General features: G+C 26.9%; 13 protein-coding genes. 4 read left to right on the plus strand and 9 right to left on the minus strand.

The genetic code is table 11. The features are described 5' to 3' along the window. Positions 1-13 precede the first annotated feature (13 nt). The 6 genes from aroH to KQI36_RS00920 all read right to left on the minus strand — a co-directional run bounded on the left by aroH (position 14) and on the right by KQI36_RS00920 (position 6,797). Positions 14-370 carry a chorismate mutase gene (gene aroH, locus KQI36_RS00895; RefSeq protein ID WP_216449254.1) on the minus strand — a complete coding sequence of 119 codons (357 nt, stop codon included), beginning with the start codon at positions 368-370 and terminating at the stop codon, positions 14-16. A 3-nt stretch (positions 371-373) separates the two neighbouring features. Next, complete coding sequence (locus KQI36_RS00900) at positions 374-1,597, minus strand: BaiN/RdsA family NAD(P)/FAD-dependent oxidoreductase (protein WP_216449255.1); 1,224 nt, start codon at positions 1,595-1,597, stop codon at positions 374-376. Between the two features lie 359 nt (positions 1,598-1,956). After that, on the minus strand, positions 1,957-3,309 hold the full coding sequence (gdhA, locus tag KQI36_RS00905; protein WP_216449256.1) for an NADP-specific glutamate dehydrogenase: 1,353 nt from the start codon (positions 3,307-3,309) through the stop codon (positions 1,957-1,959). 848 nt (positions 3,310-4,157) lie between these two features. After that, a complete protein-coding gene (locus KQI36_RS00910; RefSeq protein WP_216449257.1) occupies positions 4,158-5,033 on the minus strand; it encodes a MurR/RpiR family transcriptional regulator in 876 nt (291 codons plus the stop codon). 491 nt (positions 5,034-5,524) lie between these two features. Further along, on the minus strand, positions 5,525-6,067 hold the full coding sequence (gene mnmM, locus KQI36_RS00915; RefSeq protein ID WP_216449258.1) for a tRNA 5-(aminomethyl)-2-thiouridylate-methyltransferase MnmM: 543 nt from the start codon (positions 6,065-6,067) through the stop codon (positions 5,525-5,527). Positions 6,068-6,071: 4 nt separating this feature from the next. Beyond that, positions 6,072-6,797 (minus strand): pseudouridine synthase, encoded by a 726-nt coding sequence (locus tag KQI36_RS00920; RefSeq protein WP_216449259.1) that lies wholly within the window; start codon positions 6,795-6,797, stop codon positions 6,072-6,074. A gap of 161 nt (positions 6,798-6,958) precedes the next feature. Here KQI36_RS00920 and KQI36_RS00925 point away from each other — a divergent pair, with 161 nt between their 5' ends. Then, entirely contained in the window at positions 6,959-8,050 is a 1,092-nt protein-coding gene (locus KQI36_RS00925; protein ID WP_216449260.1) for an iron-containing alcohol dehydrogenase family protein, read from the plus strand. A gap of 70 nt (positions 8,051-8,120) precedes the next feature. On the opposite strand, the gene KQI36_RS00930 is transcribed toward KQI36_RS00925, so the two are convergent. The 3 genes from KQI36_RS00930 to KQI36_RS00940 all read right to left on the minus strand — a co-directional run bounded on the left by KQI36_RS00930 (position 8,121) and on the right by KQI36_RS00940 (position 9,768). Then, entirely contained in the window at positions 8,121-8,270 is a 150-nt protein-coding gene (locus tag KQI36_RS00930) for a hypothetical protein (protein ID WP_216449261.1), read from the minus strand. A 136-nt stretch (positions 8,271-8,406) separates the two neighbouring features. Beyond that, positions 8,407-8,979: a GNAT family N-acetyltransferase gene (locus tag KQI36_RS00935; protein ID WP_216449262.1), complete on the minus strand. Its 573-nt coding sequence runs from the start codon at positions 8,977-8,979 to the stop codon at positions 8,407-8,409. Positions 8,980-9,015: 36 nt separating this feature from the next. Further along, a complete protein-coding gene (locus tag KQI36_RS00940; protein WP_216449263.1) occupies positions 9,016-9,768 on the minus strand; it encodes a nucleoside phosphorylase in 753 nt (250 codons plus the stop codon). A gap of 201 nt (positions 9,769-9,969) precedes the next feature. Here KQI36_RS00940 and recQ point away from each other — a divergent pair, with 201 nt between their 5' ends. From recQ to hcp, 3 genes are all read left to right on the plus strand, one after another. Further along, positions 9,970-12,117 (plus strand): DNA helicase RecQ, encoded by a 2,148-nt coding sequence (gene recQ / locus KQI36_RS00945; protein ID WP_216449264.1) that lies wholly within the window; start codon positions 9,970-9,972, stop codon positions 12,115-12,117. 318 nt (positions 12,118-12,435) lie between these two features. Then, a complete protein-coding gene (gap, locus tag KQI36_RS00950; protein ID WP_216449265.1) occupies positions 12,436-13,467 on the plus strand; it encodes a type I glyceraldehyde-3-phosphate dehydrogenase in 1,032 nt (343 codons plus the stop codon). Between the two features lie 179 nt (positions 13,468-13,646). Continuing rightward, positions 13,647-15,299, plus strand: coding sequence for a hydroxylamine reductase (gene hcp, locus KQI36_RS00955; protein ID WP_216449266.1), 1,653 nt, complete (start codon positions 13,647-13,649; stop codon positions 15,297-15,299). Positions 15,300-15,330 lie beyond the last annotated feature (31 nt).

Consider the following 15,330-nt stretch of genomic DNA (forward strand, 5'->3'; position numbering starts at 1 on the left):
TCATTCTTCCCTTCTAACTATCCTTAATATCTAACCTCAATATTTCAGCATTTTTTAAATAAACAAAATGTACTTCTCTTTCATCTTCATCACTAATAACAGTAACTCTTATGCACATATTTAAGCTACCTTCAACTTCCATCTCATTAAAATGCATAATGCTAACTTTATTTAATTTGAATTTTTTTCTAATGAATGCTCCTGGGTAAGCCTTTGTTATATCTTTAGTGCACGAAAATATTAACGCTTTTATTTTGCATAGATCTAAATTATTTTTTTCTATTATTTTTTTCATTAATTCTATAGAATTTTTTTCTATGTCTTCTATTGTATTTTCTTCTATTGTTATAGCCCCTCTAATTGATAACATAATTTATTCGCTCACTTTCATTCCTGCAAGGTATCCTGTAGAAAAAGCTATTTGAACATTATAACCGCCAGTATAAGCATCTACATCTATTATTTCACCAGCAAAACTTAAATTTTCTATTATTTTTGATTTCATCGTAGATGGATCTATTTCCTTTGTGTCAATTCCTCCAGCAGTTACTATAGCTTCTGATACAGGTCTTAACCCTTTATAAGTTAAATTGAAATCATGTATTAAATCTACAAATTTTTTTCTTTCTTCTTTTGTTATAGCATTTACCTTTTTATTTTCATCAATTCCACTTAATTGAACCATAATTGGTATAAGCTTTTTAGGGAATAAACCATCTAAGGAATTTTTAAAGTCTCTATTTAAATTTTCCTTAAAATCCTTCTGAACTCTCTTATCCAATTCTTCTACTGTTAATGCCGGCTTAAAGTTTATAGCTATTTTATACTTTTCATTTTCTTTTATATTACTACTAGCACTTAATACTAGTGGTCCCGAAATACCAAAATGAGTAAATAACATTTCTCCTAATTCTTTAAATACTACTTTGTTTTTATTATTCTTAATGATTAATTCTACATTCTTAAGTGATAATCCTTGAAGATCTTTTATAAAATCATCACTTAATTCAATAGGTACTAACGAAGGTTTTAATGCTATAATATTATGACCTATTTTTCTTATTTCTTCTAATATAGTACCATCTGAACCGGTCTGCGGATAAGAAGCTCCTCCTCCACAAATTATGAAATGATCTCCATATATTTTTTTCCCATTAGATAATATTAACTCTGTTATTTTATTATTATCCAAAACAAACTTTTCTACATTAGAATTAAGCATAATTTCAACATTAGAGTTTCTCAATTCATTTTCTAATGTTTTTATTATATCAGAAGATTTATCTGAAACTGGAAACACTCTGTCTCCTCTTTCTATTTTAAGTTTTGTTCCTTTACTCTCAAAAAAGTTCATAGTATCTTCATTAGTAAAAGAGTATAAGGAACTATATAAAAAGTAAGGGTTAGTTGGTATATGATTTATAAATTCACCAATATCTTTTGCATTTGTAACATTACAACGACCCTTTCCTGTTATAAAAAGTTTTTTGCCAATCTTTTCGTTTTTTTCAATTAGTAAGACTTTATTGCATTTTGCCGCAGAAATAGCAGCCATCATACCTGCTGGGCCTCCTCCAACAATAACAACCTTTGACATTGCGCCACCACCTATTAACTTGATGTTATTTATTTTAATTTTTCTATTTTATAGCTTATATAAGTTTCAATACATTATTTTATCATATTAAATTTTAAAATTATTTAGAGCAAAACTTTTTATAATTCATAAATGTAGTAAACTTCAACATTGCTCCACTTTTAAGTTCTATATTTAATATACTCATTTAGTTATAATTTAAAACCTATAGCTTTTAAATTATACTCTAAATAAATAGCATGTATCAATAGTAACAGGTAATTTTTTAATCTTTAAGAAAAAATTTTAAAAAACAAAAAAGGGTGTCTAACCCTTTTTGTACAAAATTATTATAAGACACCCTTTAAATATATTCTATATTAGTATATTCCTTGTGCATACATAGCTTCTGCAACTTTTAAGAAACCAGCTATATTTGCTCCTGCAACTAAGTTATATCCAAATCCATATTCTTTAGCAGCATTTTCTGCATTATTATGAATATTTTTCATTATTTGATGAAGTTTAGCATCAACTTCTTCAGCTGTCCAAGAATATCTCATACTGTTTTGAGCCATTTCTAAAGCAGAAACTGAAACTCCACCAGCATTAGCTGCTTTAGCTGGTCCAACAGTTAAACCTTGATCTAAGAAATATTGTAATGCATCATTAGTACATGGCATATTAGCTGCTTCACAAACAAATTTAGTACCATTTTCAACTATTTGTTTTGCATGTTCTATGCGAATATCATTTTGAGTTGCACATGGTATTATTATATCAGCTTTAACTCCCCATGGTTTTTCTCCTGCATGGAATTCACATCCAAATTTATCAGCATAATCTTGAGCTTTATCTCTTCCTGAAGCTCTCATTTCTAGTAAATAATTAACTTTTTCATCAGTTATAACTCCTTCTGGATCATAAACATATCCATCTGGTCCAGATATTGTTACAACTTTACCACCAAGTTCTGCAACTTTTTTACAAACACCCCAAGCAACTTGTCCAAATCCAGATATAGCAACTGTTTTTCCTTTTATATCTGTACCTTGATGATGTAACATTTCTTGACAGAAATAAGTTACTCCAAATCCTGTTGCTTCTGGTCTTACTAAACTACCACCAAATGATAATCCTTTACCTGTGAAAACACCGTTTTCAAAAGCACCTCTTAGTCTTCTATAATGTCCGTATAAATAACCAATTTCTCTTGCGCCTACACCCATATCTCCTGCTGGAACGTCTACATCAGGTCCTATATGTCTATATAACTCAGACATAAAGCTTTCACAGAATCTTCTTATTTCAGCATCTGATTTACCTCTTGGGTCAAAATCAGATCCACCTTTACCTCCGCCTATTGGAAGTCCTGTTAGGGAATTTTTTAATATTTGTTCAAATCCTAAGAATTTTATTATTCCTAAGTAAACTGATGGATGAAATCTTAATCCACCTTTATAAGGTCCTATAACTCCGTTGAATTGTACTCTAAATCCTCTGTTCACATGAACATTACCATTGTCATCTGTCCAAGGTACTTTAAACATTATTTGTCTTTCTGGTTCGCAGAATCTTTCTAGTAAGTTTGATTCAACATATTCTGGATGCTTGTCTATAACTGGTGCTAATGTATGAAAAACTTCTTCAACTGCTTGTATAAATTCTGGCTCCCCATTATTTCTCTTTCTAACATTTTCTAATACTTGATCAATGTAAGCTTTAGTATTCACGGCTATTCCCCCCAATAAATTTGTTGTAATTTTAATTAATTTTTTAAATATTTAAAAAATTTTAAATTTTAAATATTTTCTTTCTTTAATTGTATACCTTTCCATATGGTAATTGCAAGGCATATTTTTATATTTTTGAGTAAATGATTTTTTGCATTCATTAATTTGAAAATTTTATATTTATAAAAGATTCATTTTTTTCTAATTATTATAATAATTCATATTTTCTAGTAAATCAATACATTTATAACTGTTTTATATTGTCTATGTACTTTTTATAACATTATTCAAAAATTTTGTAAAGCTTAATCTTCGTCAAAATTTTACCATAGTTTTTTGTTAAAACACTAATACTTCTTATTATAAACTTATTTTTCTAAATTACTAGTAATTTCATTTTTGCAATATTTTTAAAAATATTATAATTTTATTATATATTTTTAAAAATTAATACTTTTTACAAAGTTATACTTAAAAAAATTTATTTATTATAATTTTAATAAAATAATATTTTGTTTTTTAAAAATAAGTAATTTAATAATTACTATCTATAATTATTAAAATTTTTTTAACATTCTTATATAATAAAGTATTATTAAAATTTTTCATAAAATTTTGTATACGTTTTTATGAAAAAAATTTTTTTTGCAACTTATTATTTAATGATGGGTTTCTTTTATTTTTATAAATTAAAATTAATAACATAATACTATTTAATTAAACTTTGTTAAATTTATATTTATTTTATGTAATTTTATGTAATTTTGTGGATTTAAATTCAATTTAATATAATTTTATTTTATAATAAAAAAAGATTATAAGCTCACTTATTGGAGCTTATAATCTTTTTATCTATCTTCTTTTTTATAAGAATAAACCTGATAATTTTGCCACATATTTTCTAAATCAGCAAATGTTTGAGAAATTTTATCCTTTTCTCTTAATCCTACTGCAATTATCAATGCATTTATTACACTTAACGGTGCTACTAATGAATCAACAAATGATGCCATATTACTTTCTGCAACAAGAGTATAATCAGCTTTAGTAGCTAATGGCGATAATAAACTATCTGTAATAGCTATAACTTTAGCACTTCTTGATTTTGCAAAATTTAATGCTTCAATAGTTCTCATAGCATATCTTGGGAAGCCAATTCCTATTATGCAATCATCCTCAGATAAATTTAGCATTTGTTCGAATATATCGCTCATACCATAAGATACTATTTTTACATTATCTAATATTAAATTTAAATAGAAACCTAAAAAATCAGCTAAAGCTGTAGAACTTCTTAATCCTATTATGTAAATATTCTTCGCTTCAAATATAGTATTTACTGCTTCATCAAAAGCGGAATGATTTATTTTTTCTAAAGTAACTCTTATGTTTTCAATATCTGATTTTAGAACACCTTTTAGTGCATTATTATGACTTATAAAATCATTTGAAAGTTCTATTCTTTGAACTGTTGTAAGTTTATTTTTTATAAGCTCTTGAAGAGCCTTTTGAAGTTCTGGATAACCTTCATAGCCTAATTGATTTGCGAATCTAACAACTGTTGATTCACTTACACCTACACTATTTCCAAGTTTAGCAGCTGTCATAAACGCCGCCTTGTCATAATGCTTTAATATATATTCTGCAATTAGTTTTTGTCCTTTGCTAAGTCTTGGAAACTTAATTTGTATTAATCTCATAAGATCTTGATTATTATTTTCCAAGTTACAACCCCCGTTCGTTCGCTAACGCTTTTTATTTTAATACTTGAGAAGTACTACATTTTTAACCAAATATTTTCTCCAAATCAAATTTTAACACTTTATGAACCATATATCAATCAAATATTTCATTTTTTAGTATTTTGAATTTTAAAATTCATATCCATTTTATCCCAATAATTTCATTCATAAATATTTATATTTTAAAACCAATTGTTTCATTTTAAAAACATTCTTTCTAGTTTTATAGTTGTATATGTTTTTAAGCTATATTAAAAGATTTTTGTAATTTGCATATAGTTAATTTTCTACTTGTTTACTTATAGTATTTACTAATATTACTTATTTTATTTCCAAATTTATATTTTTTAAAAAAGATATGCTAATAAAAATGAATTTAGCATATCCTTCTTTTGCATTTCAAATATTTTATATAAGGTTCCAAGTTAACTCTTAAAATTATTTATTTCAAAACTTGCATAACAAAAATAAAACTATTTTTTTTCTATAATTAGAAGTTTAGGAGCTGATTCACTTCTATTTAAAACCTCATGCAACATAACACCATATAGTTTTTTATCAAGATTTTTAACATATTCCATAATTGCCATCTCTTCTTTTTTCCCCTCATCATGGCCTACATAAATAGCTATTGAAACTATACCACCTGAATTTAACAATTCTATTCCACTCTCTATACTTTTTATAGTACTCTCTACCATAGTAGTTATAGACTTATCACCCCCAGGTAAAAATCCTAAATTATACATAATTGCATCTACATTCTCTTTTATGTATTCTTCTAATTTACTATGACTGTCATTTATTAATTCAACTTTATTGTTATTTCTTTTTTTATAATTATCTACTGCTATTTTTTGTATATCAAAACTATAGACTTTATTAAAATTTTCACTTAAAAAATCTGTGTCATATCCATTACCTAATGTACCATCAATTGCAACATTTTTATTTTCAGTAAAGTTTTTTACTATATGTTGCGAAAGCATACTTACGTCACTTACATACTTAAACATAAAACTACTCCCCTTTTAGATGTATAATTTCATTATCTGTTAAAAATCTATATTTACCTTCTTTAAGATTACCTAATTTAATGTTTCCAACAGACAATCTCTTAAGCCTCACAACCTTATGATTTATCGCATCACACATCTTTCTTACTTGTCTATTTTTACCTTCATGAATTACTATCTCTAAATCACACAATAGGTTTTTCTTATCTTTATCATTTATTTTTAACAGCTTACACTGTGCTGGAGCTGTTATATACCCTCCTATATCTACACCTTTACAAAGTTTTTCTATTTCTAATTTCGTAGGTATACCTTTAACTGTAGCTATATAAACTTTGTTTTTTTCCACTCTAGGATGTATTACTCTGTTATATACATCTCCATCATTGGTAAGTAATATAAGTCCTGAAGTGTCATAATCTAATCTTCCTATAGGATATATTCTTTCATTTACATCTATCAAATCTATTATGGTTTTTCTTCCTTTTTCATCTTTAACTGTAGATACATATCCCACTGGCTTATTAAGTGCTATATATACCTTTCTTTTTTCTGGTCGTATTTTTTTACCGTCTACTTCTATAACATCCTTATCTTTATTTACCTTTATTCCAAGTTCTTTTATAAAAACACCATTAACTTTAACTCTTCCAGCTTGTATTATCTCTTCACATTTTCTTCTTGAGGCAACACCGCAACTTGCCATATATTTTTGTAATCTTTCTTCCAAATTCTCACATCCTAAATAATTTCAAATATAAGTTATTATAATATCTTAAATTTTAAAATGCAAATTACGCTTGAAATCATATACTATTTATTTAATAATTAAATTATGTTATTATTCCGAATCTTTATTCTTTAAATTATATAATTTTAGGAGGAAAATTTATGAACAATACATTTTATATGCCTACAAAAATAATTTTAGGTGAAAATTGTTTAAATAATAATAAATATTTATTAGAACCCCTTGGAAATAAAGCTCTTTTAGTAACTGGAAAACATTCTTCTAAGGCTAATGGTTCTTTAAATGATGTTAAAAAAATTTTAAAAGATTTAGATGTTGAATATTACTTATATGATGAAGTTGAAGAAAATCCTTCTCTAGACACCATTAACAAAATATCTGATTTAGGAAAACTTAAAAATGTTGATTTTGTAATTGGAATTGGTGGTGGTTCACCTTTAGACGCATCAAAAGCTGCTGCTGTACTTATTAATAATACAGATGCAACAATAACCGATTTAGGAAATAATCCTTCCTTATCAGCCATTCCAGTAATAGCCATTCCTACTACTGCTGGTACCGGCAGTGAAACTACACCATATTCAATAGTCACTGATCATAACCTAAAAACCAAAAGAGGAATATGTCAAAAGGTTTTTCCTATAATATCCTTTTTAGACCCATCTTATCTTATTAACATACCAATATCAATAAGAGTAAATACAGGAATAGATGCACTTTCTCATTTAATAGAAGGTTATTTATCCTCTAATGCTAATATACTAAGTGATAGTTTAGCAGAGAAAGGACTAGAATATTTTGGAGATTGTATTTATTATCTTCAATCTGAAAAATTAAATTTAAAGCAATGTGAAAAATTACTTGTAGCTTCTACAATTGCTGGTATGGTAATTTCTCAAGCTGGAACATCATTACCACATGGAATGGGTTATGCTTTAACATATTATAAAAACATTCCTCATGGTAAAGCTAATGGATTATTGTTAAAAGAATATCTTAACTTTTGTAGTGATAAACTAAAAGTCAATAAAATACTTTCACTTCTTAAATTTAATAATTTAGATGATTTTGGAACATTCTTAGACAAATTGTTTGATGAAAAAGTCTCTTTATCAGAAAAAGAAATTATAGAATACTCATATTCTATGGTCGGCAATACTTTAAAACTTAAAAACCATCCTACAAAAGTTACTGTTGAAGATATAGCAACTATTTATAAATCTGTATTGTAAGTCTATATTTTAAAAGAAGAGATTATTTTCATTATTATATAATCTCTTCTTTAACTTCAAAACACTTACTTTACTTATTTTTCTCTTTCTTCTCATATTTTTTTAGTTCATCCATAAATTTATATTCCTTTGTATTTTTATTCTTCTTTTTTCTTTTATCAATCTGTTTATATTCTAAATAATTACTATTTTTAAACACCTCACTAATTCTTAGCATCATAACTCCCTCCAATCTTAACTTAAATATATTTTCGTACTTATATATATTTCTTTAAGATATAAACATGGAGTTTTATACTGAAATTTCAACTTATTCACTTATCTAATATATCTTTGATAATAAATAAATTTTAGAATTAGTTAGTATTAATTTTTTTATATTTATCCTTCCATTCTCTTTTTAAGATATCCATATATAAAGCATCTTCAAATGCTTCACTTTTGCTATCAAAAAAAGCTTCCCTAATTATACCTATAGGTTTAAACCCTAATTTTTTATACAAACCTTGAGCTTTTCTATTATCAATCATAGTAGTTAATTCAATTTTATTTATATTAAAATTTTTAAAAATAAAATCTATAAAATGAAATAATGCATCTTTTCCATATCCTTTTCCTTGTTCATTTATCTCACAAATTTTTATTCCAAATTCACATTTTTGATTTTTTAAATCTAAACCACAATAATTAATCTCGCCTATGGGTGTTAAACTATCTTTTTTACATATTATAAATCTTTTATTTTCTGGAGAAAGCTCCTCTTTTATTATTTCCCTGTTAACTATATTTTTAATTGCTTCTTTACTTTGAAGTGTTCCAAATGCTAATCCTGCATGTTCCATTAACCCGCCATCATTCCACCATCTATATAAAAGTTCTTCATCGCCCACTTCCAGTGGTCTTATAATTGTTAAATTTCCTATTATCATAAAAAATCTCCAATCTTCAAACTATATTTTTATACTTTATAAATTTTTTATTACTGATTCTACAACTTTAGTTGCTTTTTCAAGTCCACTTAACACAATTTCTCCCCCAAAACCTGGATTCCATTTATGCCATAATTCATCGCTTATAGCTAAAATATTGCACACTTTTGTATTTGTAGCTTGTCCAAAAGCATACATAGCTGACGTTTCCATATCAACTCCACATACTCCTACTTTAGAATGTTTTTCTATTTGGTCTAAAGTTTCCTTATATATAGCATCAGTAGTCCATTGTGATCCTACAGTATATTTATATCCTATATTCTTTAGAGAATTTTCTATTTTACATTTTAATTCTTCACAAGGATATACATTATCTTTATGATCTAGATAATGGTATGAAGTACCTTCTTCTCTTATGCTTTCATAAGGTATTAATAAATCACCAAGTTTTAAATTTTCATTTAAACTACCTGCAAGACCTATACCTATAAATACTTTCCCTCCAAGTTCCCTAAGTTCTTCCATTGCTGCTATAGTCGCTGGTGCACCTATACTGCTATAAAATAGAGTTACTAACTTTCCGTTAACATTTATATTATATATTTCATGTCTTTTTCCAAAAGTGTTATATGATGGATTAACCCCATTATACTTATCCTTTAAATAGTCTATAACGTTATTAAACCAAGATAATATAACAATTTCTCCAACCTTAATATCTTCTAATTTTACATTTTTACTTTCCAGTACATAGTTAATGTAATCTTTAGCTGTAAATCTTTCCATTTAATTCACCACTTTCTATAAATCATCTCCACTATAGTATTACTATTAATAATATCATTATTTTTATTTTTTTTGAAACAATCATAATATTTCATAAATTATCTTTTTCTTATATATCAGTTTTAAATTTCCTTAAATTAGTCTATGATAATAATAAGATATATATACTTTTATTATCAATTTTATGAGGTGAGTTTATTAATGATTAATAAGGCTTTAGAAGTTTTAAATAAATACTTTGGTTATAATAGTTTTAGAAAAGGACAAGAAAATGTAATTCATTCTATTTTAAATGGAAATGATACTGTAGCTATAATGCCTACTGGTGGTGGTAAATCTATATGTTATCAACTCCCAGCAATTTTATTTGATGGTATAACAATTGTAGTATCACCATTAATTTCTCTTATGAAAGATCAAGTGGACAATTTAAAAGCTACTGGAATAAGTGCTGGGTACATAAATAGCTCTCTTTCATCATTAGAGTATAAAATCGTAAAAGAAAAAATATTAAACAATAATTTAAAAATACTTTATGTAGCACCAGAACGATTGTTATCTCAAGATTTTATAACATTAATATCTAATGTTAATGTACCATTTATAGCTATAGATGAGGCCCACTGTGTTTCTCAATGGGGTCATGATTTTAGATCTAGTTACACAAAAATAAATGAATTTATAAATCTTTTAAAAACCCGTCCAACTGTTGCTGCTTTTACTGCTACTGCTACAGAAGAAGTTAAAAATGATATGGTTAAACTTCTTCACTTAAATAAGCCTTCCATATTTATAACAGGCTTTGATAGAGAAAATTTAATACTAAAAGTTGTTCAAGGTGGAAATAAAGAAACTTTTATTTTAAACTACTTAAAAACTCACAAAGAAGATTCTGGCATAATTTATTGTGCTACACGAAAAGAAGTAGAATCTCTTTGGGAACTTTTAAATAACAAAGATATTACAGCTTTAAAATACCATGCTGGTCTTTCTGATAATGAGCGTTTAGAAAATCAAGAATCTTTTCTTTATGATAACTGTAATATAATAATTGCTACTAATGCTTTTGGTATGGGAATAGATAAATCTAATGTAAGATTTGTAATACACCATAATATGCCTAAAAATATCGAAAGTTATTATCAAGAAATAGGTAGAGCAGGAAGAGATGGTGAAGAAAGTGAATGTATTCTTCTTTTTTCTCAATCAGATATACATCTGCAAAAATATTTAATTGATGTAAGTACTTATAATGAAAATAGAAAATTAAATGAGTATAATAAGTTGCAACTAATGGCAGATTTTTCGTATTCCAATGATTGTCTTAAAAAATTCATCCTAAACTATTTTGGTGAAAATTATAATCAAGATTGTGGTAAATGTAGTAACTGCCATTTCGAAGGAGAATTTGTTGATAAAACAGAAGAAGCTAGAAATGTATTATATTGTGTTTATGAAATGAAACGTCCCTTAGGTGTAACATCTATTATAGATATACTTAAAGGTTCTAAAAATAAAAAAGTCTTAAGACTTGGCCTCGATAAACTTAATACTTACGGAATAATGAGTAATGTTTCAAAAGATTACTTAAAAACTTTTATTCATACTCTTATCTCCCATAGATATTTAGAAAGCCTACAAGGTAATTTTCCTACAGTAGGACTTACCGAAAAATCTATTCCTATCCTTAAAAGAGAAGAAAGTGTTATATTCAAGGAGTTTGTAAACAAAGAATACGTAGATGCAAATAATGAACTACTTACAATTTTAAAATCTTTAAGAAGAGATATTGCAAATGATGAAAACATACCACCATATGTTGTTTTTTCTGATAGCACCTTAAAGGAACTTAGTATAAGACTGCCTATTAATAAAGAAGAATTACTTGATATAAGTGGAATTGGTGAACACAAGTGCGAAAAGTATGGAACTATATTTTTAAATGCAATAAACACATATGTAAATGAAAATAATATAACCTTAAATTTTGTTTTTACTAAAACAAAAAATGATTCTCAATCTAAAGGTTCTTCTCATAAAGGCAAAACTATAGAAGTTACAATGGACTTACTAAGTAATAACCCGTCTATCGAAAATGCTTGTAAGCAACGTAATCTTCAAATAGGAACTATACTTGAACATATAAAAAAATATTTAGAAGAACATGAAAGTACTAATTTGCCTCTAGATTTTTCTAACTTGTACGATGAAAATAATGAAAAAGAGATTTTAGATGCAATAAAACAAGTAGGAAGAAATAGATTAAAGCCTATTAAAGAAATAGTAAATCCTAATATAACTTATGATGAGATAAAAGTAGTTATATTTAAGAATTATTTCGTTTCATAAATGAATTTAATTACCTTTATTAACAAATAAATTTTATTATTAATACAAAATTCAAAAGTGTACACTTTTTATTACTACAACATACTATATAGTATTATATTTAATATATAGTATGTTGTTTTAAAGTATTTAAGAGCATTTAAGAGATATTGTTATCTTTTTCAACGGTATTCAACTTATTTTTATTTTTATTATGCTATACTTTATTTGATTTTTTTCTATTTATGTTGTACTATATTCTTGTAAAGAAAATACGTAATTAATTGATTTAATAATAAATTTTAAAAAGTTTTTAATGAATACTCAGGGGGTAGTTTTATGATAAATATAGGTATAAATGGATTTGGAAGAATAGGAAGAACGTTTTTAAGAATAGCTTCTGAAAATCCTGATAATAATTTTAATATAGTATCAATAAATGCTAGAGCTGATGTTGAAACATTAGCACATCTATTTGTTTATGATTCATGTTTCGGAACTTTCAAAGGTGATGTAAAAACAACTAAAGACTCTCTAATAATAAATGGAAAAGAAATCAAAATAACAAGATGCGCAGAACCAAAGGATATTCCTTGGGAAGCTCTTAACGTTAATTTAGTTATAGAATCTACTGGAAAATTTAAAACTAGAGAAGAACTTATGGGCCACGTAGATGCTGGTGCAAAAAAAGTTATATTAACAGCTCCGGGAAAAGATGAAGATATAACTGTTGTTATGGGAGTAAATGACGATAAGCTAGATGTATCTAAACATACTTTAATTTCTAATGCATCTTGCACAACAAATTGTTTAGCTCCAGTAGTTAAAGTGTTAAATGAGAAATTTGGTATCGTAAACGGATTTATGACTACTATTCACTCATATACAAATGATCAACAAATACTAGATAAAAGTCATAAAGATTTAAGAAGAGCTAGAGCTGCTGGTCAATCAATAGTTCCAACTTCCACTGGTGCTGCAAAAGCTGTTGCAAAAGTTTTACCAGAACTTAGCGGAAAACTTAATGGTTTTGCTTTAAGAGTACCAACAGCAGCAGTATCAATAACTGATTTAGTTTGTGAACTTGAAAAAGAAGTTACTGTTGAAGAATTAAATGACGCATTTAAAAATGCATCTGAAAATGAATTAAAAGGAATCTTAGGATATTGTGATTTACCTTTAGTTTCTGTTGACTTTAAAGGAGACGATAGATCTTCAATACTTGATGCACTTTCAACTATGGTAAACGGAAAAATGGTTAAAGTTGCTGCATGGTATGACAATGAATGGGGATATTCTGCAAGAGTTGTGGATTTAGCTAATGTGGTAGCAGAAGCCTTAAATTCTGAAGTAGTTTGTAAAACTGCTTAAAACTTAAAACAACCTCTAAAATAACTACTTATACGAAAGTATAGTAGTTATTTTTTTATTTTAAATTTTAGTTTACTTTACCTATACAAATCAATTTTATCTTACTTCCAAAAGGAATATTTATACTTATCTTTACCAATACTAGATTTGATTACTAAACTTATATAGGAGGTTTTTTTATGGAGAATGATATGTTTTGCTATCAATGTGAGCAAACTGTCGGAGGAAAAGGCTGCACTAAAGTAGGTGTTTGTGGTAAAACACCAGATATTGCAAACCTTCAAGATTTACTTATATATCAATTAAAAGGTATGAGTTTTTATGGACTTGAACTTATTAAAAAAGGTGAAAAAATTGATAAAAAGTACGTATCTTTTATAGAAGATAGTTTATTTTCAACCCTTACAAATGTCAACTTTGATTTAGACTTTTTTGTTAATCAATTAAAAAAATCTAAAAAATATAAAAATGAACTAAAATCTAAGATAGATAATATTACTGATGAATCTGATATAGCAAAGTATCAATTACCTGACACTAAAGAAGAAATGTTACGGGACTCTAAAATAGCAGGGATTATGTATAATCAAAACTTAGATGCTGATATTCGTTCAGTAAGACAAACAATAATTTACTGTCTAAAAGGAATTAGCGCATATTCTCATCAAGCAAGGTTTATAAATTATCATGACGATGATGTTGATAATTTTTATTTTGAAGCATTATCAGCTGTTATAAATGATTCATTATCATTAGAAAATCTAATTAATGTAATGATAAAAGCTGGTAAAATGTCTGTTAAATGCATGGAGGTATTGGATAAAGCTAATAACGAATTATTCCAATCTCCATCTCCTCAAAAGGTGAATGTAAAAACTAAAAAAGGACCTTTCATAATAGTTTCTGGTCATGATCTAAAGGATTTAGAAATGCTTCTTGAACAAACCAAAGATAAAGGAATAAATGTTTATACCCATGGTGAAATGTTACCTGCTCATGGTTATCCTAACCTTAATAAATACACCCACCTTGTAGGTAACTTTGGTGGGGCTTGGCAAGATCAACAAAAAGACTTTGACAATATTCCTGGATGTATTCTAATGACAACTAATTGTCTTATGAACCCCCGTGATTCTTACAGCGACAGAATTTTTACAACTAGCGTTGTTGGTTGGAAGAATATAAAGCATATTCCTAAGAAAAATGATGGAACTAAAGACTTTTCAGAAATAATAAATAAAGCCTTAGAACTTGGTGGCTTTAAGGAAGATGAAGTTCCACAGGAAATTTTAGTAGGGTTTGGACATAAAGCAACATTAAGTCATGCAGAAGAAATAATAAAACTTGTTAAAGAAGGAAAAATTAAACGTTTCTTTGTAATAGGTGGTTGTGATGGCGCTAGACCAGGTAGAAATTATTATACCGAATTTGCTAAACAACTTCCAAATGATTGTATAATTTTAACTTTAGCTTGTGGAAAATACAGGTTTAACAAATTAGATTTTGGTGATATAGATGGAATACCTAGACTCTTAGACATAGGACAATGTAACGATGCTTATTCTGCAGTAAGAATAGCATTAGCTCTTGCAGATGCTTTTAATTGTACTGTTAATGATCTTCCTCTATCTATTGTACTTTCATGGTACGAACAAAAAGCTGTTGCTGATTTGTTAGCATTACTTTCATTAGATATAAAAGGAATTTACCTTGGCCCATCCCTTCCAGCATTTTTATCACCTAACGTACTTCAATATCTTATAGACAATTTTGATATAAAACCTATAAGCACACCAGAAGATGATTTAAAATCAATCTTTAGAAATTCATAATATAAAAAAGACTGCCAAAGCAGTCTTTTTT

Source organism: Clostridium senegalense (assembly GCF_018916625.1).
GTDB lineage: Bacteria > Bacillota > Clostridia > Clostridiales > Clostridiaceae > Clostridium_J > Clostridium_J senegalense.

Coding starts and splice junctions, on each gene's coding strand:
- aroH (WP_216449254.1), bottom strand. CDS start 370: ATGTTATCAATTAGAGGGGCTATAACAATAGAAGAAAATACAATAGAA.
- mnmM (WP_216449258.1), bottom strand. CDS start 6,067: ATGTTTAAGTATGTAAGTGACGTAAGTATGCTTTCGCAACATATAGTA.
- KQI36_RS00900 (WP_216449255.1), bottom strand. CDS start 1,597: ATGTCAAAGGTTGTTATTGTTGGAGGAGGCCCAGCAGGTATGATGGCT.
- gap (WP_216449265.1), top strand. CDS start 12,436: ATGATAAATATAGGTATAAATGGATTTGGAAGAATAGGAAGAACGTTT.
- KQI36_RS00940 (WP_216449263.1), bottom strand. CDS start 9,768: ATGGAAAGATTTACAGCTAAAGATTACATTAACTATGTACTGGAAAGT.
- recQ (WP_216449264.1), top strand. CDS start 9,970: ATGATTAATAAGGCTTTAGAAGTTTTAAATAAATACTTTGGTTATAAT.
- hcp (WP_216449266.1), top strand. CDS start 13,647: ATGGAGAATGATATGTTTTGCTATCAATGTGAGCAAACTGTCGGAGGA.
- KQI36_RS00935 (WP_216449262.1), bottom strand. CDS start 8,979: ATGATAATAGGAAATTTAACAATTATAAGACCACTGGAAGTGGGCGAT.
- KQI36_RS00930 (WP_216449261.1), bottom strand. CDS start 8,270: ATGATGCTAAGAATTAGTGAGGTGTTTAAAAATAGTAATTATTTAGAA.
- KQI36_RS00925 (WP_216449260.1), top strand. CDS start 6,959: ATGAACAATACATTTTATATGCCTACAAAAATAATTTTAGGTGAAAAT.